Origin of the sequence: Acetobacter persici (assembly GCF_018256955.1) — a bacterium.
GTDB lineage: Bacteria > Pseudomonadota > Alphaproteobacteria > Acetobacterales > Acetobacteraceae > Acetobacter > Acetobacter persici.
The window spans coordinates 155,823-177,456 of the sequence record NZ_JAERKU010000001.1 but is presented as its reverse complement, the minus strand read 5'-3'; the positions used below and the strand labels follow the sequence as shown (position 1 = coordinate 177,456).

Annotated in this window: 20 protein-coding genes; 11 read left to right on the top strand and 9 right to left on the bottom strand. The window is 59.1% G+C overall.

Going from position 1 to position 21,634, the window contains the following annotated elements; translation table 11 throughout:
- Positions 1-193: 193 nt before the first annotated feature.
- The 6 genes from JK199_RS00800 (at position 194) to JK199_RS00775 (ending at position 7,077) form a co-directional block, all read left to right on the top strand.
- Positions 194-1,297 carry an aromatic ring-hydroxylating oxygenase subunit alpha gene (locus tag JK199_RS00800; RefSeq protein ID WP_212373058.1) on the top strand — a complete coding sequence of 368 codons (1,104 nt, stop codon included), beginning with the start codon at positions 194-196 and terminating at the stop codon, positions 1,295-1,297.
- Positions 1,298-1,460: 163 nt separating this feature from the next.
- The gene (gene rpsB, locus JK199_RS00795) at positions 1,461-2,264 is read left to right on the top strand and encodes a 30S ribosomal protein S2 (RefSeq protein WP_077931281.1); all 804 of its coding nucleotides are present in this window, start codon (positions 1,461-1,463) and stop codon (positions 2,262-2,264) included.
- Between the two features lie 128 nt (positions 2,265-2,392).
- Complete coding sequence (gene tsf, locus JK199_RS00790) at positions 2,393-3,298, top strand: translation elongation factor Ts (protein ID WP_077931282.1); 906 nt, start codon at positions 2,393-2,395, stop codon at positions 3,296-3,298.
- A gap of 18 nt (positions 3,299-3,316) precedes the next feature.
- The gene (gene recO, locus JK199_RS00785) at positions 3,317-4,117 is read left to right on the top strand and encodes a DNA repair protein RecO (protein WP_212373056.1); all 801 of its coding nucleotides are present in this window, start codon (positions 3,317-3,319) and stop codon (positions 4,115-4,117) included.
- A gap of 68 nt (positions 4,118-4,185) precedes the next feature.
- Positions 4,186-6,399 carry a DNA topoisomerase IV subunit A gene (gene parC / locus JK199_RS00780; protein WP_212373053.1) on the top strand — a complete coding sequence of 738 codons (2,214 nt, stop codon included), beginning with the start codon at positions 4,186-4,188 and terminating at the stop codon, positions 6,397-6,399.
- Between the two features lie 132 nt (positions 6,400-6,531).
- On the top strand, positions 6,532-7,077 hold the full coding sequence (locus JK199_RS00775; RefSeq protein WP_212373051.1) for an Imm42 family immunity protein: 546 nt from the start codon (positions 6,532-6,534) through the stop codon (positions 7,075-7,077).
- Between the two features lie 78 nt (positions 7,078-7,155).
- Here the strand turns inward: JK199_RS00775 and JK199_RS00770 are convergent, their stop codons facing one another.
- From JK199_RS00770 to JK199_RS00760, 3 genes are all read right to left on the bottom strand, one after another.
- Positions 7,156-7,887, bottom strand: coding sequence for an arginyltransferase (locus tag JK199_RS00770; protein WP_212373049.1), 732 nt, complete (start codon positions 7,885-7,887; stop codon positions 7,156-7,158).
- A 161-nt stretch (positions 7,888-8,048) separates the two neighbouring features.
- Positions 8,049-9,053 carry a porphobilinogen synthase gene (hemB, locus tag JK199_RS00765; RefSeq protein ID WP_212354146.1) on the bottom strand — a complete coding sequence of 335 codons (1,005 nt, stop codon included), beginning with the start codon at positions 9,051-9,053 and terminating at the stop codon, positions 8,049-8,051.
- Between the two features lie 154 nt (positions 9,054-9,207).
- On the bottom strand, positions 9,208-10,665 hold the full coding sequence (locus JK199_RS00760) for an amino acid permease (RefSeq protein WP_025827134.1): 1,458 nt from the start codon (positions 10,663-10,665) through the stop codon (positions 9,208-9,210).
- A 180-nt stretch (positions 10,666-10,845) separates the two neighbouring features.
- Between JK199_RS00760 and glyA the strand changes: the two genes are divergently transcribed.
- A complete protein-coding gene (glyA, locus tag JK199_RS00755; RefSeq protein WP_086655052.1) occupies positions 10,846-12,135 on the top strand; it encodes a serine hydroxymethyltransferase in 1,290 nt (429 codons plus the stop codon).
- A 51-nt stretch (positions 12,136-12,186) separates the two neighbouring features.
- On the opposite strand, the gene JK199_RS00750 is transcribed toward glyA, so the two are convergent.
- From JK199_RS00750 to JK199_RS00735, 4 genes are all read right to left on the bottom strand, one after another.
- Positions 12,187-13,221 carry a M14 family metallopeptidase gene (locus JK199_RS00750; RefSeq protein ID WP_212373047.1) on the bottom strand — a complete coding sequence of 345 codons (1,035 nt, stop codon included), beginning with the start codon at positions 13,219-13,221 and terminating at the stop codon, positions 12,187-12,189.
- A 120-nt stretch (positions 13,222-13,341) separates the two neighbouring features.
- Positions 13,342-14,319, bottom strand: a complete 978-nt coding sequence (locus JK199_RS00745; protein WP_212373045.1) for a glycosyltransferase — start codon at positions 14,317-14,319, stop codon at positions 13,342-13,344.
- 6 nt (positions 14,320-14,325) lie between these two features.
- On the bottom strand, positions 14,326-16,218 hold the full coding sequence (locus JK199_RS00740; protein ID WP_212373043.1) for a DUF4422 domain-containing protein: 1,893 nt from the start codon (positions 16,216-16,218) through the stop codon (positions 14,326-14,328).
- Between the two features lie 54 nt (positions 16,219-16,272).
- Complete coding sequence (locus tag JK199_RS00735) at positions 16,273-17,532, bottom strand: DEAD/DEAH box helicase (protein ID WP_212373041.1); 1,260 nt, start codon at positions 17,530-17,532, stop codon at positions 16,273-16,275.
- A gap of 56 nt (positions 17,533-17,588) precedes the next feature.
- On the opposite strand from JK199_RS00735, the gene JK199_RS00730 reads away from it, so the two are divergent.
- The 3 genes from JK199_RS00730 to JK199_RS00720 all read left to right on the top strand — a co-directional run bounded on the left by JK199_RS00730 (position 17,589) and on the right by JK199_RS00720 (position 19,418).
- A complete protein-coding gene (locus JK199_RS00730) occupies positions 17,589-18,602 on the top strand; it encodes a mitochondrial fission ELM1 family protein (protein WP_212373039.1) in 1,014 nt (337 codons plus the stop codon).
- 84 nt (positions 18,603-18,686) lie between these two features.
- Complete coding sequence (locus tag JK199_RS00725; protein ID WP_208864089.1) at positions 18,687-18,944, top strand: hypothetical protein; 258 nt, start codon at positions 18,687-18,689, stop codon at positions 18,942-18,944.
- Between the two features lie 117 nt (positions 18,945-19,061).
- Entirely contained in the window at positions 19,062-19,418 is a 357-nt protein-coding gene (locus JK199_RS00720; RefSeq protein WP_025829554.1) for a zinc ribbon domain-containing protein YjdM, read from the top strand.
- A gap of 26 nt (positions 19,419-19,444) precedes the next feature.
- On the opposite strand, the gene JK199_RS00715 is transcribed toward JK199_RS00720, so the two are convergent.
- Together JK199_RS00715 and serB are read right to left on the bottom strand one after the other, a co-directional pair.
- The gene (locus JK199_RS00715) at positions 19,445-19,639 is read right to left on the bottom strand and encodes a hypothetical protein (protein WP_077931294.1); all 195 of its coding nucleotides are present in this window, start codon (positions 19,637-19,639) and stop codon (positions 19,445-19,447) included.
- A 36-nt stretch (positions 19,640-19,675) separates the two neighbouring features.
- On the bottom strand, positions 19,676-20,569 hold the full coding sequence (gene serB / locus JK199_RS00710; protein WP_212360947.1) for a phosphoserine phosphatase SerB: 894 nt from the start codon (positions 20,567-20,569) through the stop codon (positions 19,676-19,678).
- 30 nt (positions 20,570-20,599) lie between these two features.
- Between serB and miaA the strand changes: the two genes are divergently transcribed.
- Positions 20,600-21,616, top strand: coding sequence for a tRNA (adenosine(37)-N6)-dimethylallyltransferase MiaA (gene miaA / locus JK199_RS00705; RefSeq protein WP_212373037.1), 1,017 nt, complete (start codon positions 20,600-20,602; stop codon positions 21,614-21,616).
- The last annotated feature ends 18 nt before the right edge of the window (positions 21,617-21,634 follow it).

Sequence of the window (21,634 nt, the reverse complement as noted above, 5' to 3'; positions counted from 1 at the left end):
GTCTGCCCTGCTGAGGCGGGGGATGGAAGACAGGCAGTGCGCTGTTGCGGCGCGCCGCTCTGCCTTGCTAATCTGGCATGCAGAGGCAGGGCTTGTCTGATGTTTTAGGAAAGACCAATGCTAGACGGCATGACCCCGTGAGGTGATGCCGTTTTTCATGCATACGCCTCTGGCTCTATCAGGAGGTGACCCCATGCAGGACCATGCCATTCAGGAAAGACCGGCTGAACAGGACTCTGGCCCGGAGTATGATCTGCGGCAGATCGATTGTGATCCGAATTTCTGGTACCCGATTGCATGGTCGTATAAAGTGCGTTCCGGCAAGGCGTTTGCAGCGCGTTATGCCGGGCACCCGATTGCGCTGATCCGCCCGGAAAATGGTCCGGTTTATGCGCTGGAAGACCGCTGTGCGCATCGGCAGGTGCCCCTGAGCAAGGGGACGGTCGAAGGGGATTGCATCAAATGCTGCTATCACGGCTGGGCGTTTGACCGTGCGGGCAAGTGCGTCACGGTGCCTTACCTGAATAAGGAAGGAGTCGGCAGGCCCGTCAAATCGTACCCGTGCCGGGAAAAAAGCGGCCTGATTTTCGTCTTCCCCGGAGATCCTGCTCTGGCTGAGACGGTGCCTCTCCCTGAGATTGCGCAGGTGGAAAATCCGGAATTCAAGACACGTCGTTTTTATCCGCGTCTGAAATGCCATTACACCTTCATGCATGAGAACCTGATGGACATGAACCATCAGTTCCTGCACCGGCGGCAGATGGGGTCTATCACGGCCCGCTTCATGGGGCAGGATAAAGGCGAAAACTTTCAGGAAGCCCGCTACAGCTTTGCCCGTAAAGGCGGGAATCAGCCGCTGGCTGAGGCTCTGATTTTTGGCAAGCATCGTGACATTGAAGGGCAGGAACAGCCGGTGGAGGAGATTGTTTCCATCCGCACGACCTACCCGTACCAGACTCTGCAAATTCATGACAAAGACGGCGATCTGGTGATGGACCTGTGGGTAGCTTACGTGCCGCTCGGGGCTGACCAGCAGGGCACGCAGACCTTCGGGCTGCTATCTGTCAAAAAACCCAAATGGGGCTTTCTGCTGGATCTGGCGTGGCCGGTCCTGGGGATTTTCACCAACAGAATCTTTGAAGAAGACAAAGAAGTGGTTGAGCTGGAACAGAAAGCCTGGCGGGAACTGGGCGGTGACCATAACATTGAGGTCTTCCCCATTGTGAAGGCGCTCCGCGCCCTGCTGGCCCGCAGCGGTGTGCCCAACGCAAACGCCCGACCGCTGAAAAAGGGCTGATAACCCGCATTTTTGCCTTGCAAGGGCCAGCGAAAACCGCCATATCGGCATCGCTTGGCCCAGGCCGGGACTACGCACGCGAAGCCACACACCGTCTGGTGCCCTGAGTAAAAAGGGGCCGTGCTTCGCGGAGGATTAACCAGATAAGGTAGGATACGCCCCCATGGCGATGCCAGATTTCACACTCCGCCAGCTGCTTGAAGCTGGTGTTCACTTCGGTCACCACACCCGCCGCTGGAACCCGCGGATGGAGCCATACCTCTTCGGTGTGCGTAACCAGGTTCACATCATCGACCTTCAGCAGACTGTTGGCCTGCTTGACCGCGCTCTTCAGGCCATCCGTAACACGGTAGCCGGTGGTGGTCGCGTTCTGTTTGTCGGCACCAAGCGCGCTGCGGCAGACCCGATTGCTGAAGCTGCAAAGCGTTGCGGCCAGTATTACGTCAACCACCGCTGGCTGGGCGGCATGCTGACGAACTGGAAGACCATTACGGGTTCCATCAAGCGTCTGCGCCAGATTGAAGAGACGCTCGACGGCGGCACGTCCGGTCTGACCAAGAAAGAAATTCTTGAACTGACCCGCGATCGCGACAAACTCGAACGCTCTCTCGGCGGGATCAAGGAAATGGGCGGCCTGCCCGATATCCTGTTCATCATCGACACCAACAAGGAAAAGCTGGCTGTTGAAGAAGCCAACAAGCTGGGCATCCCGGTTGTGGCGATTCTGGACAGCAATTCCGACCCGAAGGGCGTGACCTTCCCGGTTCCGGGGAACGATGACGCGATCCGCGCTATCTCCCTGTATTGCGATCTGGTCTCCTCCTCCGTTCTGGACGGGATTTCCGCAGAGCTGGGTGCATCTGGTCAGGATTTCGGTGCGGCTGAAGAACTGCCGGTTGACCCGGCTCTGGAAGCAGAAGTCCCGGCCGCAGCTCCTGAAGCTGCCGCTGCTCCTGCTGCAAATTAAAGTTTTGCTGACCGGCTCTGGCATGACCTGCTAGGCCGGTTTTTCAGATAGAGTAGGTGTCTGCCCACAGGCATGACAGCCCTGTGCGCGCCCCGATGGGCGCGTTCCGGTTTTTAAGGAGATGAACTATGGCGGCCATTACCGCTGCACTGGTTAAAGAACTGCGCGAAACAACTGGCGCAGGCATGATGGATTGCAAAAAGGCTCTGAGCGAGTCTAACGGCGAAATTGAAGGTGCCATTGACTGGCTGCGCACCAAAGGCCTTGCGGCTGCTGCCAAAAAGTCCGGCCGTACCGCTGCTGAAGGTCTGGTTGCTGTTGCCTCCGAAGACAAAAAAGCAGCCATGGTTGAAGTGAACGCCGAGACGGACTTTGTGGCCCGTAACGAAGCGTTCCAGAGCTTTGTGGAAGCTGTTGCTCAGGTTGCCCTGAAAGTTGGCGAAGATCTGGAAGCCATCAAGGCAGCAACGCTGGCCAGCGGCCGCACGGTTGCTGATGAACTGACGCACCTGATTGCCACCATTGGTGAGAACATGTCCCTGCGTCGCGCACGCGTGCTGACGGTGCCGTCTGGCGTTGTGGCAACGTATGTGCATGGTGCTCTGCGTCCGGGTGTTGGCAAGATTGGTGTGCTGGCTGCGGTGGAAGCTCCGTCTGCTTCTGACGCCATTAACCAGCTTGGCCGCCAGATCGGGATGCATGTTGCAGCCACCCGCCCGTCCGCTCTGGACGTGAGCAGCCTTGACCCGGCTGAAGTCGAGCGTGAACGCGCTGTGCTGATTGATCAGGCGAAGGACTCCGGCAAGCCGGAAGCCATCATCGAAAAAATGATCGAAGGCCGTATCCGCAAGTTCTATGAAGAAGTTGTTCTTCTTGAGCAGGTGTGGGTGCATGACGGTGAAAGCCGCGTGAAGAAGGTTCTGGAGCAGGCTGGCGTGAAGCTGGTTGGCTTCGACCGCTTCCAGCTCGGCGAAGGCATTGAAAAAGAAGTCGATGACTTTGCTGCGGAAGTGGCGAAGGTCTCCGGCGTCTAAGTCAGGCGTTTTTGCACGATGATGCAACAGGGCGGGACTTCCCTCGACAGGGAGGCTCCCGCCCTTGTGCTTTCTGCGGCGTTGCTGGGTGAAAACAACGCCCGTGTGCATGTGCTGACAGAAGAAAACGGGCTGGTGCGCGGTGTGGTCTACGGGGCCAGATCCCGCGCGGGCAGCGCGTTATGGCAGCCGGGAAATCTGGTGAAAACCCGGTTTCAGGCGCGCTCCGCCGGAGGCATTGTCCGGCTTTCAGGTGAATTACTTTATGGATGCGGCTTCCGGTTGCTGGATGCCCCGCTCACGCTGAGCATGGTTCAGTCCGTCTGCGTGCTGGCGGATGCGGCTTTGCCTGAGGGGGAGGCGTGTCCGGTTCTGTTTGCCCGCACAGTAAAGCTCCTCAGCTTTCTGGGGTTTGACCCGGCTGTGTCAGAGCGGGAAGGTGTGCCGGATGTGGTGCGCTGGGAATGTGCGCTGCTGACAGAACTCGGCTTCGGGCTTGACCTGTCGGCCTGTGCAGTTACCGGGGCAACAACAGGGCTTGCCTATGTATCTCCCAAAACAGGAAAAGCCGTGTCTGAAGACGGTGCGGGGGAATGGAAAGACCGGCTTTTGCCGTTGCCGCACTTCCTGCTGTCTGAGGAGGAAACGGGCACTCCGGAAGACTGGCTGGCCGGCTTGCGGCTAACGGGCCATTTTCTGGCGCGGGACGCGTTCGGCCAGCGGCACCGCCCTCTGCCCGCCGCGCGGGAACGGCTGATGGACCGCGTGGCGCGCCTTGCCGGAGTGCCGAATGACTCCGGAGAAACAGAAGAAGGCTAGAACAAAACGCGTCACAGCGTTATGTCTCTGCCTGTATAAGAACCGGCATCAGGTCTGGGGAGCAGGAAATGAGCGAGACATTTGAAGGCCATGTTGAGGATACCAAGCTGGCGGATGCGCTCAGTGAACGGTATCTGGCCTATGCGCTGTCCACCATCATGTCACGCTCCCTGCCGGATGTGCGGGACGGCCTCAAGCCGGTGCATCGCAGGCTGGTTTATGCCATGCACCAGCTTAAGCTGGACCCCTCTGCCGGGTTTAAAAAATGTGCCCGTGTGGTGGGTGACGTTATTGGTAAATTCCATCCGCATGGCGATGCCTCGGTCTATGAGGCGCTGGTGCGTCTGGCGCAGGAATTTGCCGCGCGTTATCCGCTGGTGGAAGGTCAGGGCAATTTTGGCTCCATTGACGGCGATAATGCTGCCGCCATGCGGTATACCGAAGCGCGCCTGACAGAAGTTGCCAAAGCCCTGCTGGATGGCATTGAAGACGATGCCGTGGATTTCCGCCCCACCTATGATGGTGAGGAGCAGGAACCGGTTGTGATGCCCGCAGCCTTCCCGAATCTGCTGGCCAATGGCGCCGCCGGCATTGCCGTGGGGATGGCGACCAGCATTCCGCCCCATAACGCGGCAGAAGTCTGCGCCGCTGCATCCTTGCTTGTGCGTAAGCCGGAAAGCACCACGGGAGACCTGCTGGCGCTTATGCCGGGGCCGGACTTCCCGACGGGCGGGATTATAGTTGAAGATTCTGATGCCATTCTGAAAGCCTATGAGACCGGCCGTGGCGGCTTCCGTATGCGGGCGCGCTGGGACGTTGAGCAGGGGCGTTTTGGCACATGGCAGATTGTTGTGACGGAAATTCCGTATCAGGTGCAGAAATCCCGCCTGATTGAGCAGATTGCTGATCTGCTGGAGCAGAAAAAGCTGCCCTTGCTGGGCGATGTCCGGGACGAAAGTACGGACCAGATCCGGCTGGTGCTGGAACCCAAAACGCGCGGCATTGAGCCGGAAGTGCTGATGGAAACCCTTTTCCGGGCGACCACACTGGAAAGCCGCTTCCCGCTGAACATGAATGTGCTGAGTGCGGAGCGCGCGCCGGGTGTTATGGGCCTGAAAGAGGTGCTGCGCGCCTGGCTGGACCACCGGCATGAGGTGCTTGAGCGCCGCAGTCGCCACCGTCTGGCGGCTGTTCTGCGGCGTCTGGAAATTCTGGATGGTTTCCTCGCGGTTTATCTCAATCTGGATGAAGTGATCCGCATTATCCGTGAAGAGGACGACGCCAAGGCCAGCCTGATTGCGACCTTCTCCCTGACGGATTTGCAGGCCGAATCTGTTCTAAACATGCGTCTGCGGAGCCTGCGTCGCCTTGAAGAGCTGGAAATCCGAAAGGAGCATGACGGACTTTCCGCCGAGAAAGCCGAACTGGAAACGCTTCTGGGGGATGAGAAAAAACGCTGGTCCCGCATCGGGCGGGAACTGGACGGGATGGTCAAAAAATTTGGTGACGGGCATCTGGGCAAGCGGCGCAGCACGCTCCAGTCCGCGCCTGCTCCGGTTGATATTTCCGTTGTGGAAACGGTGGAACGTGAGCCGCTGACACTGATCCTGTCTGAAAAAGGCTGGGTGCGTGCTGTAAAAGGTCATGCGGTTGATCTGGAAAACCAGAAGTTCAAGGAAGGGGACGGCCTGCGTCTGGCAATTCCCTGCCAGAGCACGGATAAGCTCTGCTTCTTTGGTACAGACGGGCGGGCCTTTACCGTAAAAGGCGCGGATCTGCCGCGCGGGCGCGGCGATGGGCAGCCGGTGCGTCTGCTCTTTGACCTCTCGAACGATGAAGATGTAATTGCGGTCTTCCCGGTGCAGGCCGGTGCGCGCCGCCTTGTGGCGTCCAGCGCCGGGCGTGGCATGCTGGTGGATGAAGAGAGCATGGTGGCGGAAAAACGCTCCGGGCGTCAGGTGCTGAACCTGAAAGGCGATGAGAGCGCACAGCTCTGCGTGCCTGCGGAGGGGGATCAGGTTGCCGTGCTGGGCAGCAACCGCCGGTTCCTGATTTTCCCGCTGGAGCAGTTGCCGGTTATGGGCCGTGGTCTGGGCGTTGGCCTGCAGAAATACAGCAAAGCCAGTGAATCTCTGAAAAACGCGGTTGTCTTCAAGGCGGAGGATGGTCTGCTCTGGCCTGGTAATGCCCGGACGCGTTCCTTTGCGGATTTGCAGACATGGGTTGGAAAACGGGCGGCCGTAGGGAAGGAAGCCCCGTCCTGGGCGTTGAAAAAGGCCTGAAGGGTTCGAGGGTGAGGGCAGACCGTACCGCGGCGAATGGCGTGAGACGCTCTGCGCTCCAGAGCACGGAGGCTGTGTTCGCGCTTTGCCTTCTTCTCTCGTCAGATGACATGCCCTGAAAGTGGCTAAGACATGTTTGAGGGCGCAGGGGAGGTAAGACTATTTGGGGACTGGGATAGATTTTGCATCGTCACGCAACTTGATGAGCACTATTGCGGCGTATGGCTCAATGGAGAGTTGTTTTATAGAATTGATGGGCAGGATTTTGGGAGCCGGTATGGCGGTGTTTCTTTAAGAGATGCGCTGTATATGTCTGAGTATATTGTTGAGACTAAAGAGAAGAGAATAAACAAAACACTTTATGATATGGCATACGAGCGTATTTTTGCGCTGATTGATGATGCGATTTACGGAGATAATGAGGAATTATTTCAATATATTGACGAAAATGTTTTTGCTGGCGATTTTTCAATATCCATAAATGTACAATCTATGTTGGGCACTAAAATTTTTGCCGTTTCCTATGACGGGAAAACAAAAGTTGTTTATTGTAAATCAGATGATCACAAGATTTCTGGTTTAGTCTTTGACGATGAGAGCATTGATCATGTTTTTCATAAAACTTATGAATATTTAAGAAATCTTCATGATAAGGAAGTCGAGAAAGCAGCGCTGTAATCCGAATTTTCTTTGTCTTTGCGCTGCCTGACAGACAATGAGGCAAAGGATCGGCCTTTCAAAAAAGGCGGTTGATACTCATGGCAGCGGCGGCGTTTTCAGTGTTTGCCACACACCATGCCTCAGGATTTCGGCAGGGCGGAAGCGGGATTTGTAGGACATTTTCCGGCTTTCCTGAATCCAGTAGCCTAAATACAGGTGCGGCAGTCCCAGCCGGGCGGTTTCCTCAATCAGAAACAGGATTGCCAGACTGCCGAGCGAGCGCCGGGGCAGGTCCGGATTATAAAAGCTGTAAACTGCGGAAAGCCCGTCTTCCAGCCGGTCAATCAGGCTGACAATCATCAGCTCGCCATCATCCGTGCGGAATTCAAACAACATTGTTTCTACGGGGGTATCTTCCACCATGTTGCGGTAGTCGTCCGCGGTCATGGTGGCCATGTCACCCTCTGTATGGCGGGCCGCCTGGTAGCGGCGGAAGAGGGCATATTGTTCTGGCGTGGTCACGGGCGGCAGGCCGTAGGCATGCAGGTCCGCATTATGGCGCAGGGTACGCCGTTGCGTGCGGTCTGGTTCAAAACGCTGCACAGGTACACGGATAGGCGTGCAGGCGGAACAGGTCTCGCACACCGGCGTATAAGCCAGCGTATGGCTGCGCCGGAAACCCGCGCGGGAGAGGCGGTTATGCAGGGCATCCGCGTTGGGGACAGCCAGATCCGCAATCACCTTGCGCTCCATCTGGCCCGGCAGATACGGGCAGGGCTGGGGCGGTGTTGTGTAGAAAAACTGCGGCTGTCGCAGTGTGGAAACCATACGTCCTGTCCGGGATAAGGGTGGCGGGCCGGGAGCGGAAACGCGGCCTGCCTGACTGTAACAGCAGCACCGCCTGCATCGCACGCCCTTTCAGCAAAACAGATGTTTCACAGAACGGCGATGCAGGTGGAAGCCGGAGCATAAAGCCCCGGCGGCTCTGTTCAGACGCCGTACGTCTGTTTGATGCGTTCTGCGGCTTCAACCGCAAAATAGGTCAGCACACCATGCGCTCCGGCCCGGCGGAAGGCCAGCAGGCTTTCCATCACGGCGCGTTCATGGTCCAGCCAGCCATTCTGGATGGCGGCCATCAGCATCGCATATTCCCCGGATACCTGATACGCGAAGGTCGGCACGGCAAACGTGTCCCGCACCCGGCGGATAATATCCAGATACGGCATGCCGGGCTTGACCATGACCATGTCGGCCCCTTCAGCAATATCCATCTCTACTTCTCGCAGAGCTTCATCGCTGTTGGCGGGGTCCATCTGATAGGTCTTTTTATCGCCTTTCAGCAGGTTGCCGGAGCCCAGAGCGTCCCGGAACGGGCCGTAGAAGGCGCTGGCATATTTGGCGGCGTAGGACATGATGCGGGTATCAACAAACCCGTTTTTATCCAGATCCGTGCGGAAGCTGCCAATGCGTCCATCCATCATGTCGGACGGGGCGAGGATATCCACCCCTGCAGCAGCCTGATTGACAGCCTGCTGGGAGAGAATGGTGACGGACTCATCATTCACCACATACCCATCACGGATAATGCCGTCATGGCCGTGGCTGGTGTAGGGGTCGAGTGCTACATCCCCGATCAGCCCGACATTGGGGAATTCTTTTTTCAGCAGGCGGGCGGCCCGGCACATCAGATTGTCCGGGTTCAGAGCTTCGGACCCGGTTTCATTCCGCGCTTCTGACGGCGTGATGGGGAACAGGGCCAGAGCCGGGATGCCCAGTTTGGCGGCAGGCTCCACATGGGCGGCCAGCCGGTCCAGCGTGACGCGCTGCACGCCGGGCATGGAGGCAACATCCGTGACAGAGTTGGTGCCTTCCATAAAAAAGATTGGCCAGATCAGATTATTGATGCCCAGAGAGGATTCAGCGACCAGTCTGCGCGTGAAATCATCAAACCGGTTACGGCGAGGGCGGGCCTGAGGGAAGCGACCAGCCAGCATGGGCGGGATCTCCATTGCGTGTCGGGCGGGGTCGGATCAACTGGCCGGGCACAGGAGCATGCGCGGCCGGATCAGGCAGAAACCCGACGGGGGTGAACAGCGGGGAGGGAGTATGCGCCGCTCCCCGCGTTATGCAACCCCATGCGCGCGGGGGTCAGGACCGCGCCAGAACGCTCCGGTAGCGGCCATAGCCAAGATAAATGGCCATGCCGATGGCCAGCCAGACGATCAGCCGGATCCATGTCAGCTTGTCGAGTGAGACCATGACGGCGGAGCAGGAGATGATCCCCAGCACCGGAATGATATCCCCGCCCGGCACACGGAAGGCGCGCGGCGCATCCGGGGATTTGCGGCGCAGGACCATCACCCCCGCACAGACCAGCACAAACGCCAGAAGCGTGCCGATGGACGTCATGTGCCCAAGGTCAGAAATAGGCAGGAAGGCGCTGAGCAGGCAGGTTATCACCATAAAAAAGATGTTGGACAGCCAGGGCGTCTGAAATTTGGGATGCGTGCGGCTGAACATGGGCGGCAGCAGACCATCGCGCGACATAGCGAAGAACACCCGGCTCTGCCCCAGCAGCATGCCCATCAGCACCGAGGTAAAGCCGCAGATAATCCCGATTTTTACGGCAAGCTGGAGCCAGTGGTACGGCGTGCGGTTAATGGCGGTGGCCACGGGTGCGGCATCGCCCAGCATGTCCTTGTAATTGACCAGACCTGTCATGACGAAGGAGAAGGCAATATACGCCAGAGAGCAGACCAGCAGGCTGCCGAGAATACCTATGGGCATATCACGCGCCGGATTTTTGGTTTCCTGCGCCGTGGTGGAAACGGCGTCAAACCCGACATAGGCGAAGAAGATGGTGCCCGCGGCCCGCATGATGCCCGACCAGCCATAATGGCCGAACGTGCCATCATTGGGCGGAATGAACGGGTGGTAATTAGACGGATTGATATAGGAAAGCCCGAAGCCGATGAAGGCCGCGATCACCAGCAGTTTGATCACAACGATGATGGCGTTGACTTTGGCGGACTGGGAAATACCCCGGATGAGAATGAAGGACACCAGCCCGATAATGAAGACGGCGGGCAGGTTCATCAGCCCGGCTGTCACACTGCCATCAGGCATCTGCACGGTTTCAAACGGTGAGGCTGTGAGGCGTGGTGGAAGAACAAGCCCCCACGAATCCAGCAGCGAGACCACATAGCGTGACCAGCTGACCGCCACCGTGGCGGCCCCTACGGCATATTCCAGCACCAGATCCCAGCCGATAATCCACGCCATCAGTTCCCCTAGCGTAACATACGCATAGGTGTAGGCACTGCCGGCAATGGGGATCATGCTGGCAAGTTCACTATAGCACAGCCCTGCGAATCCGCAGGCGATCGCGGCGATCAGGAAGGAGAGAATAACGGCTGGTCCGGCATTTTCAGACGCGGCGATGCCTGTCAGGGAAAAAAGACCAGCGCCGATGGTCGCCCCGACGCCAAGAGCAACAAGACTACCCGGACCAAGAACACGCTTAAGACCCTGCGAGGTTTCCAGCTTGTCTAAAGGCATGCAGCGCGTAAGGAATGACGCTGCGGAAGATGCAGGCCTTTGCGTCATAGAGTTTTCTCTCCTGTCTCGACCGTGAACAAAACCACGTATAGAGCAATTGGTGGTCTTCGTCCCATAGAGAGGCTAGAGTGTCTCTCTTAGCAAGATGTGTTTTAAACGTAACGAACGGCCCGGCATTTCACAGGACAGTGTACGGGGCAGTTGAACGAGATAAATGAGGAGCTCCTGATGAGCCAGACGGATCTGGATCGTTTCTTTCACGCGCCGGTTACAAAGACGGATCCGGATGTTGCGGCCGCACTTGCCAGTGAACTGAAGCGGCAGCAGGACGGCATTGAACTGATTGCCAGCGAAAACATGGTGTCTGAAGCCGTGTTGCAGGCTCAGGGCAGCGTGCTGACCAACAAATATGCGGAAGGCTATCCCGGCCGCCGCTATTATGGCGGGTGCTCCGAGGTCGATAAAATTGAAACACTGGCTATTGAGCGCGTAAAAACGCTGTTTGGTGCCGGTTTTGCCAACGTGCAGCCGCACTCTGGCGCCAACGCCAATCAGGCCGCGTTCATGGCGCTCTCCAAGCCCGGTGACACCGTTCTGGGCATGAGCCTTGCGGCCGGTGGCCACCTGACGCATGGGGCCGCCCCGAACTATTCCGGCAAGTGGTTCAATGCCGTGCAGTATGGCGTCCGCAAGGAAGATGGCCTGCTGGACTATGAGGAAATGGAACGTCTGGCCCGCGAGACAAAGCCCACCCTGATTGTGGCTGGTGGCTCTGCCTATCCGCGGATCATCGACTTTGCCCGCTTCCGCCGCATTGCGGATGAAGTTGGCGCATTCCTGATGGTCGATATGGCTCATTTTGCTGGTCTGGTGGCTGCTGGCCTCTACCCGAACCCGCTTGAGCACGCGCATGTGGTGACGTCCACCACGCATAAAACGCTGCGTGGCCCGCGTGGGGGGCTGATCCTGACCAACGATGAAGCGCTGGCCAAAAAGATCAACTCCGCCGTCTTCCCCGGTCTGCAGGGCGGCCCGCTGATGCACGTTATTGCCGGTAAGGCCGTGGCGTTTGGCGAGGCGCTTGAGCCGGAATTCAAGGAATACCAGAAAGCCGTTCAGAAAAACGCCAATGTTCTGGCGGAAGTTCTGGTGGAACGCGGCTTTGATATCGTGACGGGTGGGACGGACTCTCACCTGCTGCTGGTTGATCTGCGGCCCAAGAAAGTGACCGGCAAGGCCGCCGAGCATGCTCTGGAACGCGCAGGCATTACCGCTAATAAAAACGCTATTCCGTTTGACCCGGAAAAGCCTGCCATTACCTCTGGCGTGCGTCTGGGCAGCCCGGCAGCCACGGCGCGCGGCTTCCGTGAAGCGGAATTCCGCCAGATTGGTGAAATGATTGACGAAGTACTGACCGCGCTGGCTGCGTCTGGCGGGGAAGGCGATGCAGCGGTTGAAAACGCTGTGCATGACCGAGTGCGTGCGCTGTGCGCCCGCTTCCCGATCTATAATCGCTAAAACAAAACCCCTCTGAGGCCGGGCTTCGGCTCAGGCCCCGGAGGGATGTTTTCAGGTGCAGCGGGCCAGTCTGACGGCTGTATGCCCGCGCATCGGCCTGAGGTTGGGCATGACCAGCAGGCAGTTCTCATACGGGGTGCGGATTTCTTCACACCCGTCAAATGCCAGAAGAGTCCCTGCTTTTTTAATGATCTCCCCGCTGCGGAAGGGCCTCGCAAAAACAAAGCGGGACGTACAGGCCAGCACATGATCTGTCACCGTGACCTGCCGGGTTTTCTGGCGGCAGGGGGACCGAAGATTTCTGGGCGAGACGGTGCCCATCTGCTCCAGAAACGTCTGACAGACATTCAGAGCCAGTGTCGCGGCCTCGGGCTGCCAGTGCTGCCCCGCCTCCAGCAGGCAGGCCCGGGCTGTTGTGCGGTTGGAGGCAAAGCGCACATAATCAATCAGCCGGGGGCCTTCTTCATGCCCGCTATCCTGCACAATAAGAGGCGGGGGCGGCTGGAAGGTGGCGAGTGCCGTGGCCAGCGCACAGCTTTTTTCTGTCAGGCCACTTAAAAAAAGCGGGTCGGCAGGCCAGAGCATGGAGTGCAGGTCCAGCAACGCATCCACTGTGTTGAGAATGGGGGCCACAGCGCGCACGCGCTCCATCTCATAGGATGTATGGCCAGAGGCCATCAGACCCGGCTCCCACAAGCGGTTCATATCCTCATCAATAAAGCGGGAGAGTGTGGGGCGGCCCGGATCGAATCGTGCAAAAGCCGCCAGATTGAGAAAAATCAGACTGAGGCGGCCACGTTCGGGGCGCACTTCCTGCATCAGCAGATGAGCCAGCGCGCAGGCTCCGCTATATTCATTGCCGTGCATAAGGGCGGTGATGGCAACATGGGGGCCGGGGTGAGAGGCTTCAAAGTGATAAGCGCCGGGAACCCCGCAATTGCCCTCCTGCCAGCGGCTGAGGTCAGGTGGCGGTAAGGCGATTTCAAACCGCGGCAGCGGAAGCTGGGGTGGCGGCAGTGTTTCTGAAAGCGTACGAAGACGGATGCGTCCCTGTTGCGTGCTCTGGCGACGGGACGCACAACTCATGACGAAACCCAGCCTGTTATGGGGTTTGGCAGGGGGGCGCTTTCGCCAGATGAGGGGGTAAGGCACAGCATGGCGAGGGAAGTATTATCTCCCTTGGCTCATGCTGCAATCCCGTCGCTCTCAGGACTCGCCGGCAAGGGTCACAATGCTGGGATGTGTGCGGGAGGTATCGTTACGGAACCCGTCACGCAGCCCGGCAAGCACGAGTGCCCGGATATGCGGGACTGTCCGGTTTTTCCAGTAGAGTTTCAGAATACTGAGCAGCAGCAGGGGGGCAAAAGGCAGAAACAGGCCGCCCGCAATTTTTTTGTAAAAAAGAATCCTGTTCCGCACGATGTAGTAAATTTTCCACCGGTTGCGAGCAAAGCTGACGGTGGTCTTGCAGTCATGATTAAAACGAACGGCGGGAACAAACAGAATTTTGCGGCCCAGACAGCGTAATTTCCATGCGTAGAGGGTGTCATCCGCGTAGATGAACAGGTCCGTCTGTGGCAGGCCCAGCGGGCCACGCACCAGATCAGAGCGGACAAAAAAGCCGACGAAAGATGCGTAATCAACGGGCAGGGGTTTGCTTTGCCGGTAGCTGGACGGGTCAATAGCAAACGTGGGTTTGCGGCTTTTGAGCAGGCGCAGGAGGCCGCGCCCGCTGGTAAAGGGGTTCAGGCCGGGGCGATTCATGTCACAGACCGCGTCACCGGGGAAATAGACCGCCGCGGCCACGCCGCCCACAGCAGGCGGCAGAGGCAGGGACTGAAAAACACTCAGGGCGTCGGGCTGCGGCCAGGCATCATCATCAAAACAGACCATCCATTCACAGTCTGTATGGTGCGCAGCATACTCCATGCCCCGCGCAAACCCACCAGCGCCCCCGCTGTTGACTGTTTCATGCAGGCAATGCAGGCGCGGGTCTGTCTGGGTTTCCAGCCAGTCCTGTGTGCCATCCTGACTGGCGTTATTCACCACCACTACGGCTGAAAACTTCTGGGCAAGCGTGTGGTCCAGAACCGTTTTCAGCATGGCCAGCCGGTTACAGGTGACAATAACGGCTGCCACTGTGCACGGCGTGTGTCCTGCCGGTGTGGAGGGGGGCTGGGGCATGCGGGTTTACAGCGCCTGTTTGAGGCGGGACGCCACGCCGGACAACGGCCTGCGCAGCGGGCGGGGGAGCAGATGCCAGCCACGTGTCAGCACACGGCGGAGCAGGCTGTGGCGGAAGGGGGCCGGATCATCCCCCGGTCCGGCCTCACCATTAAAGACGGATTCATACCAGAAGGTTCTGCGCAGGAAGTACCAGTAGAAAAAGCTCAGCGGCGCGCGGCGGTTGTTCCAGGGTTTGGCTTCATACCCGGCGTAGTGCACAATTTTGGGGTCCTTGAGGTCTTCAAGGACCTTGGCACGCCAGTCGGCATTCAGGTGCGGGAAGATCTCGCGGATGCTGTTCACGCAGTTCCAGGACGTATCCAGCATTTTCACTTTGCCGATCAGATATTTGTTCAGAATATCCTGATCAAGGAACCAGTAGCGCCGGTTGCTGAGGTCTTTGATGGCGGCGTCGGAAATATTGGCGGCCCGGAAGGCGTCAAGGTCGAACAGGATCACGCCCGCCTGAAAATACGCATCGCCCCGGCCTTGCAGGCCCAGATACTCGCTCAGATACTGGCTGGCGGGCAGGGCGCCCGTTTCTTCCATGGAGCGGATCCCGGCCTTCACGAAGTTCTTCATGATCAGGTCAGGCGTGGCCCCAATGACGGCGCCGTTCAGAGGGGTGTCCCACAGGCGGCACAGGTCGGCCAGAACAATGGTGTCACAGTCAATATAGAGGGCGCGCTTATGGTTTTGCAGAAGCTGGCCCAGCGAGAGCCTGTAGAATGTCGCCGGTGAAAAATGCATATGCGTGCTGATGCCGCGATACATATGCTGGCAGTCCAGAAAGGTCAGGCTGCCTTTGCTGGCAGGCAGGCCCATATGGAACTGCCGCCGCAGAAGATTGCGTTTGAGCGGCGGGATGCCGCCATCCAGCACAATCAGGTCCAGAAAGCGGTCCGGATTGAAGGACGCCTTGATGGATTCCAGCAGAGCGGCCAGATGCGGTACAAAGTTCTCATCCGCCGCAGTAACAAGGGTGACAGCGTTTGCCGCTGGCGCCGCAGGGCTTTTGGGAAGGGCAACTTCCTTCCCGGTTTTAGTATTTTCAAAAAAGCAGCGCGCGCGTTCAATCACGCCTGTTTTAGGCACATGGGGCGAGGCCATGAAGACATTAAACAGCCGCTCCCCCAGATAGCCGTAAATGCGGCGTGCCTGAGCGGAATAATTGGTCAGATCGGCTTTGCGTTCCACTTCAGCCAGAATGGCAAAGAGCCACGCGCAATAGGTGTCAAACAGGTCCCGCCGGAAGACAAAGACGTTGGTGAAGTAGCCTTCGTCTGCTGCCATGACCGTATCAAACGCGGGCAGATCATCGGGATACAGGTCGGCAATGACGGACCGCGTCAGCGCGAGGTCATGCGCGAAGTGGTAATCGGCTTCCACATAATGCTGGTAGAAGGATGTGAAGCCGACATTCCGCACGGACCATTTCTCGGGGAGAATGGCGCAGGCGTCCGGTGTGTTTTCAATCGTCTTACGGACCGTGGCGGCGTTCAGGCCCATCTGTTTGAGGGTCTGGGGCGTCATGTCCGGCAGAGGAATACAGCCGAACTGGTCAGTCTTCAGCCCTGTGCAGGCAAAGTCCAGAAAGCGCCGGTAATGCATGAAGCCGATCCACGCGGCATCCGGGTCATTTTTCCAGGCCCAGTAGAGTGCTGTCAGCTCACAATATTCCCGGTTTTTGCTGGAAATATTGTCACCGGTGTCATCCCCGCGCATTGGCAGAGTGGTGGTGGCAAGCGCACGACCAACCTGAATGGGGCGGAAGACATCATCTTCAAACGCAATGCCCGCAGCATGATGGCAGACATAAATATGAACCGGGCCTAAGCCGGGCTGGCTGGCGCTCATCGGGCGTTCTCTGTGCAGATCATGGCGCTATGGTCCACTCTTTTGGGGCCGTGTTCAAGAGGCAGATGGGCGGCGGGGGGCAGGTTTTCCGCTGCGTGGTGGGCGGCTGGCGGCGTCCTGCCCAGAGGCGCCCTTTCCGGTGGCGTCCTTTCCAGTAGCGTCCGGCAAAGCCTGATCCTGTGAGAGAATACGCAGGCGCACCGAGGCCCCGAGTTCAATCTGCCGGAGCTTTTTGCGTTCCGCCGCCGCGCAGAGTGTCAGGGCAGAGCCGGTCTGGCCAGCGCGGCCTGTGCGGCCAATACGGTGCAGATACGCTTCCGGCTGATCCGGCGGGTCATAATTCACCACGGTTTTAACGGCAGGAAGGTCCAGCCCGCGTGCCGCAATATCGGTTGCCACCAGCACCATAAGCTTGCCTTCGGCATAGCTGGCGACGGTTGCGTTGCGCTGCGCCTGAGACAGATCGGCATGCAGAGGAGCTGCCTGAATACGGGCTTTTTTGAGGGTGGCCGCCAGAAGATCAGCTTCCGCTTTGGTTTTGACAAAGACAATGGCGCGGTTTGTGCGGTCACGCATAAAAAACTGCCGCAGGAAGCCGGTTTTCTGCGCGGGTTCCACAAAGACTGCGCCCTGACGGATCGGCCCGCGTTTTTCAGCCGACCGGGTAATCCGGATCTCTTCGGGCCGCCGCAGAAGCTGCTGCACGGTCTGCTTCAGGGCATCCGGCAGGGTGGCGGAAAAGAACAGTGTCTGCCGGACAGGCGGCAGAAGGCTGACAATGGCCGCACTTTCCTCAAAAAATTCAGGGGAGAACAGGCGGTCCCCTTCATCCATCACGACGCGGGTGCAGGAGGCGAGCAGAATTTCTCCGCCATCGGCAAAATCCAGCAGGCGTCCGGGGGTGGCAATCAGCACACGCGGGCCATCATGCAGCAGGCGCTCGGCCTGATGCGCGCGGTCCGCACCGCCATAGAGCGGGATAACGGCAATGCTGCCGGCTTTCTGGCGGGAGTTGTCGGCCTTCAGGCCCAGACAGGTTCTGAAAACACGGGCCGTCTGCAAGGCCAGTTCCCGCGTCGGGACCATAACCAGCACGTCCTGCGCGCGTTTGCTTTCCAGAAGCTGTTGCAGCATGGGCAGGGCATAGGCCGCCGTTTTGCCCGTGCCCGTAGGGGCAATGGCCAGAATATCTTTCCCGGCGAGGGCTGCTGGAATGGCGGCCTGCTGGATGGGCGTTGGCTCTTCCATGCCAGCCTGTGCGGCCCATGTGCACAAAGACGGCAGAAGGCCCATTGCCTCAAAGCTGTTGGACATGCTGTGTGGTATCCGTCCTGACCGGGTGTGAAACGAGAAAAAAGCAGGGGAGCCTGATGGCTGAAGACGTATATGCCGGAAAGGTGCCGGGTTCAAACCCTGTCTCTGCTCTGGTGGTGGGGGAAGATTTTGCAGGCATGCGCTCTCAGGCGCTCGGGCTGGCAGGCCGTGCCGGGTGGGAGAGCCGTTTTCAGGCGGTCAGCCCGTCCCGTCTGGCGCGGCTGATGCTGGCCGGACCGCAGGTTCTGGCCCGGCCTTTCCTTCGCACGGCTTCCGGTACGCGGCTGGCGGGCATGGCTGATCTGGCGCAGGCGGATGTGGTGATCAGCATTGGTGGTAAAGGGGGGGCAGTCGGTGCGGCTTTGCGCGCACCGGGGCGTCGGCCTGTGGTGCAGGTGCAGAACCCGCGCCAGTCTCTGGACCGGTTTGATCTGATTGTGGCCTGTGAGCATGACGAGATTACCGGCCCCAATGTTCTGCTCGGGCGTACAGCCCTGCACGGTCTGACGCCGGAGGTGCTGGCACAGGCTCGTGCGCACTGGGCACCCCGGTTTGCGGCTCTGCCGCGCCCGCTCATTGCCGGGCTGGTCGGTGGTTCCAACGGGCGTTTTACATTTGGTGTGCCGGAAGCGCACCGGCTGGGCACACTGCTGGCGGGGGCCGTAACGGCGCAGGGCGGCAGCCTGATTGTTACCCCCTCCCGCCGGACGGACCCGGAGGCTCTGCGGGTGCTGACTGAACTGGTTGAAGGAGCCGGAGGCACGGTCTGGAACGGGGAGGGCGATAACCCGTATCAGGGGCTGGTAGCCTGTGCGGATACGCTTGTGGTGACGATGGATAGCGTCTCCATGGTGTCCGAAGCGGTGGCCGGGTCAGCCAGCGTATTCATTTTCCCTCTGCCGGGCCGGTCCCGGCGCATTACCCGCTTTCTGCAAGGGCTGGAAGCCGCCGGGCGTATCCGTATGCTGGAGCCAGAGAGCCCGGCGCAGAGACTGACGCCGTGGGTTGCGGCTCCGCTGGATGATACGCCGGAGCTTGTCGCGGAGATGCACCGTCGGCTGGGATTCTAGGGGCTGTGTTTCGCAGATCGGTCAGTGACTTCCCGCCCGCAGGCGCGTAAGTGAAACAGGCAAAGCAGAACCAGAGGAAAAGCCATGAACAAGCAGCAACCCGGTGGCGTGGTGTTCAGAACCCTTGTGCAGATTAATGCCGGACGGTCCTTTCTGGCCAATCTGGGTGGTTTTGTCTGCGTGGCCTTTATGCTGGGGCTTGCCAATATTTTTTGTCGGGGTGTGCTGCATACAGACCTGATGTTTGAGCTGCGGCTGCTGATTGTTGCTGTTGCGCTGTATTTCTTTATCCCGCCGCTTGTCCTCTGGCTGTGGACGGGCCGGACGTCTGATACGCAGTAAATAAAGTCTGAAAGCTGCCGCTCTTTTTGTTGCCGGTGTTGTCTGCCCGGCAGGCGGAGGGGTAGGAGCCGCGCGTTATCCGTGCTTTAGGACAGGACCATAACAACGAGGTTGATTATGGATAGTAATGTTAAGTGCCCCAAATGCAGTTCCGCCTATGCGTATCAGGATGGCGCATTGTGGATCTGCCCGGAGTGCGGGCATGAATGGAGCCAGCAGGATCAGGCCGCAGACGCGGACGGTGCGGACGGCGTTGCAGAAATCCGGGATGCGAACGGCAATGTGCTGGCAGATGGGGATACTGTGACCGTGATCAAGGATCTGAAAGTCAAAGGATCGTCTCTGGTGGTCAAAGGCGGCACGAAAGTAAAAGGCATCCGCCTGACAGATGGCGGGGACGGGCATGATATTGCCTGCAAGATCCCCGGGATCGGCGCCATGAACCTGAAATCTGAATTTGTGAAGAAGTCCTGAGGTCAGGGCGGGGCAGCCCGCCCTTTTTAAACCCAGATTGTTCCAAGCAGAATGAGCGTGCCGACAATCAGGGCGGCCACATGCCGCATGACATGCTCCGGCGAGTCCGGCGGCAGTACCAGATAATACTGAACGCAGTAGGCCATCAGGGCGCAGCCGATAATCACCAGAATGATGCGGACAATGGGGAAGGAAGAAAAATCACGCGGGTCAAGCTGCATGGTGTGGTTTTCTCCCTTCGGGCGCTGGTCTTTGCGTTATGTGCCTGAAAAAGCCGATGCCGGGTAGCCTTGTGCGAACAGGGCTGTCCTGAGAGACGTCTGGTTGATCTGGGCTGCAATGGCTTTGCGCACGACCGGCTTGGCGTGGAAGGCCAGCCCCAGCCCGGCTTTTTTCAGCATCGGCAGGTCATTCGCGCCATCCCCGATGGCCAGTGTTTCCGCGACGGGAATATCGCGCTCGGCCGCCAGACGCTCCAGCAGGGCCAGCTTGGTGTCCGGCCCCAGAACCGGGTGGCCGGTCTCGCCGGTCAGAACGCCCTGTGCATCATCGAGCATCAGCGTATTGGCGTGGTCTTCATCAAATCCGCACAGGCTGGCTACGCGGGCCGTGAAGAAGGTGAATCCGCCGGACACAAGGGCCGTATGGGCCCCGTGGGCATGCATGGTCTGCACGAGGGTTTTTGCGCCCTCATTCAGCGTGACATCGTTCCATGCTTTTTCCAGCAGAGCGGAGGGGAAGCCCTTGAGCAAAGCCACCCGTTCCCGCAGAGCCGTGGCAAAATCCAGCTCACCATTCATGGAGCGGGTGGTAATAGCGGCAATTTTTTCGCCAATGCCTGCGTGAGCCGCCAGATCATCCAGCGTTTCATTCGCGACGATGGTGCTGTCCATGTCAGAAACCAGCAGGCGTTTGCGTCGGCTGGCCTGATGTGTCAGGACCGCATCAATCGCCCGGCCTTCCAGCGCAGCATGCAGGGCAGGCAGACGCTCCGCTGCTGTGGCGGGGCAGGGGATATCCACCGCTTCTTCCGGTGAGAGAAGGGTGACGTCCCGTGCGCCATCCAGTGTATCGCGCGCAAGGGCGATGGTGGCGTTATCAAGGGTGGTGGCGTCGCGTTGTGCGACAAGTGTCAGAACAAAGCTCATCATTTCAGATCGGTGTGTGACAGGAATGCCTGCATGAAGCAAGCGGAAGACCAGACAACCCAACCCGCAGCCCTGATCCCTCCAGCCCTGATTATTGCCGGCCCGACCTGCTCGGGTAAATCTGCTCTGGCGCTTGCCGTGGGGCGGGAATTGGGTGGCACAATTATCAATGCGGATTCCATGCAGGTCTACCGGGACCTGCATGTGCTGACAGCGCGCCCGGGTGCCGACGACGAGCAGAGCGTGCCGCACCGGCTTTATGGCGTGCTGCCCGCGGCGGAAAAAGGAAGTGTGGCCTGGTGGCGTACGCAGGCGCTGGCCGCCATGCAGGAGGCATGGGCTGCTGGCCGCCTGCCTATTCTGTGCGGCGGGACGGGCATGTATCTGCGTGCCCTGACAGATGGTCTGGCGGAAATTCCGGACTGTGGGGAAGCCGCACGGACGGAGGCCCGCAGGCTGGTGGCGGAAGAAGGTGCGCCCGCCGTGCATGCCAGACTGGCCGAGGTCGACCCCGATATGGCGGCGCGCCTGCAACCGGTTGATGCGCAACGTGTCTCCCGCGCGTGGGAGGTGTGGCGCGGCACGGGCCGCAGTCTGGCGTGGTGGCAGGCTCAGCCGGGGCTGCCGCCTGCGCCGTGCCGGTTTGTGGCGTTGCGCCTGCTGCCGCCCCGGCCAGACCTGCGCGCCAGAATCGCTTTGCGGTTTGAGGCTATGATGCAGCAGGGCGCGGTGGACGAGGTGCGCGCTTTGTTATTACAAAAACTGGACCCAGCTCTGCCTGCCATGCGGGCGCACGGTGTGCCGGAACTTGCGGCCATGCTGCGCGGCGAGATCCCGGAAGAGGAGGCAATCCGCCTCGCGACCCTTGCAACTGGCCGTTATACGCGGCGTCAGGCAACGTGGTTTGCGCATCACGCCCTGACACAATCCGGTCTCACATATGATCTTGATATGTGCATGCCGGATTTTGAGAAATTTTCGGAAAGAAAATGGCATGAAATTATTTCTTTTATTCTTTCCGGGATTGACGCTGGTGCGCAGGTTCCCTAAAGATGCGGCCCACCCCCT

Excerpts from the sequence above, each read along its gene's own strand:
- JK199_RS00800 (WP_212373058.1), top strand. The coding sequence starts at position 194 with ATGCAGGACCATGCCATTCAGGAAAGACCGGCTGAACAGGACTCTGGC.
- rpsB (WP_077931281.1), top strand. The coding sequence starts at position 1,461 with ATGGCGATGCCAGATTTCACACTCCGCCAGCTGCTTGAAGCTGGTGTT.
- tsf (WP_077931282.1), top strand. The coding sequence starts at position 2,393 with ATGGCGGCCATTACCGCTGCACTGGTTAAAGAACTGCGCGAAACAACT.
- recO (WP_212373056.1), top strand. The coding sequence starts at position 3,317 with ATGATGCAACAGGGCGGGACTTCCCTCGACAGGGAGGCTCCCGCCCTT.
- parC (WP_212373053.1), top strand. The coding sequence starts at position 4,186 with ATGAGCGAGACATTTGAAGGCCATGTTGAGGATACCAAGCTGGCGGAT.
- JK199_RS00775 (WP_212373051.1), top strand. The coding sequence starts at position 6,532 with ATGTTTGAGGGCGCAGGGGAGGTAAGACTATTTGGGGACTGGGATAGA.
- JK199_RS00770 (WP_212373049.1), bottom strand. The coding sequence starts at position 7,887 with ATGGTTTCCACACTGCGACAGCCGCAGTTTTTCTACACAACACCGCCC.
- hemB (WP_212354146.1), bottom strand. The coding sequence starts at position 9,053 with ATGCTGGCTGGTCGCTTCCCTCAGGCCCGCCCTCGCCGTAACCGGTTT.
- JK199_RS00760 (WP_025827134.1), bottom strand. The coding sequence starts at position 10,665 with ATGACGCAAAGGCCTGCATCTTCCGCAGCGTCATTCCTTACGCGCTGC.
- glyA (WP_086655052.1), top strand. The coding sequence starts at position 10,846 with ATGAGCCAGACGGATCTGGATCGTTTCTTTCACGCGCCGGTTACAAAG.
- JK199_RS00750 (WP_212373047.1), bottom strand. The coding sequence starts at position 13,221 with ATGAGTTGTGCGTCCCGTCGCCAGAGCACGCAACAGGGACGCATCCGT.
- JK199_RS00745 (WP_212373045.1), bottom strand. The coding sequence starts at position 14,319 with ATGCCCCAGCCCCCCTCCACACCGGCAGGACACACGCCGTGCACAGTG.
- JK199_RS00740 (WP_212373043.1), bottom strand. The coding sequence starts at position 16,218 with ATGAGCGCCAGCCAGCCCGGCTTAGGCCCGGTTCATATTTATGTCTGC.
- JK199_RS00735 (WP_212373041.1), bottom strand. The coding sequence starts at position 17,532 with ATGTCCAACAGCTTTGAGGCAATGGGCCTTCTGCCGTCTTTGTGCACA.
- JK199_RS00730 (WP_212373039.1), top strand. The coding sequence starts at position 17,589 with ATGGCTGAAGACGTATATGCCGGAAAGGTGCCGGGTTCAAACCCTGTC.
- JK199_RS00725 (WP_208864089.1), top strand. The coding sequence starts at position 18,687 with ATGAACAAGCAGCAACCCGGTGGCGTGGTGTTCAGAACCCTTGTGCAG.
- JK199_RS00720 (WP_025829554.1), top strand. The coding sequence starts at position 19,062 with ATGGATAGTAATGTTAAGTGCCCCAAATGCAGTTCCGCCTATGCGTAT.
- JK199_RS00715 (WP_077931294.1), bottom strand. The coding sequence starts at position 19,639 with ATGCAGCTTGACCCGCGTGATTTTTCTTCCTTCCCCATTGTCCGCATC.
- serB (WP_212360947.1), bottom strand. The coding sequence starts at position 20,569 with ATGATGAGCTTTGTTCTGACACTTGTCGCACAACGCGACGCCACCACC.
- miaA (WP_212373037.1), top strand. The coding sequence starts at position 20,600 with ATGAAGCAAGCGGAAGACCAGACAACCCAACCCGCAGCCCTGATCCCT.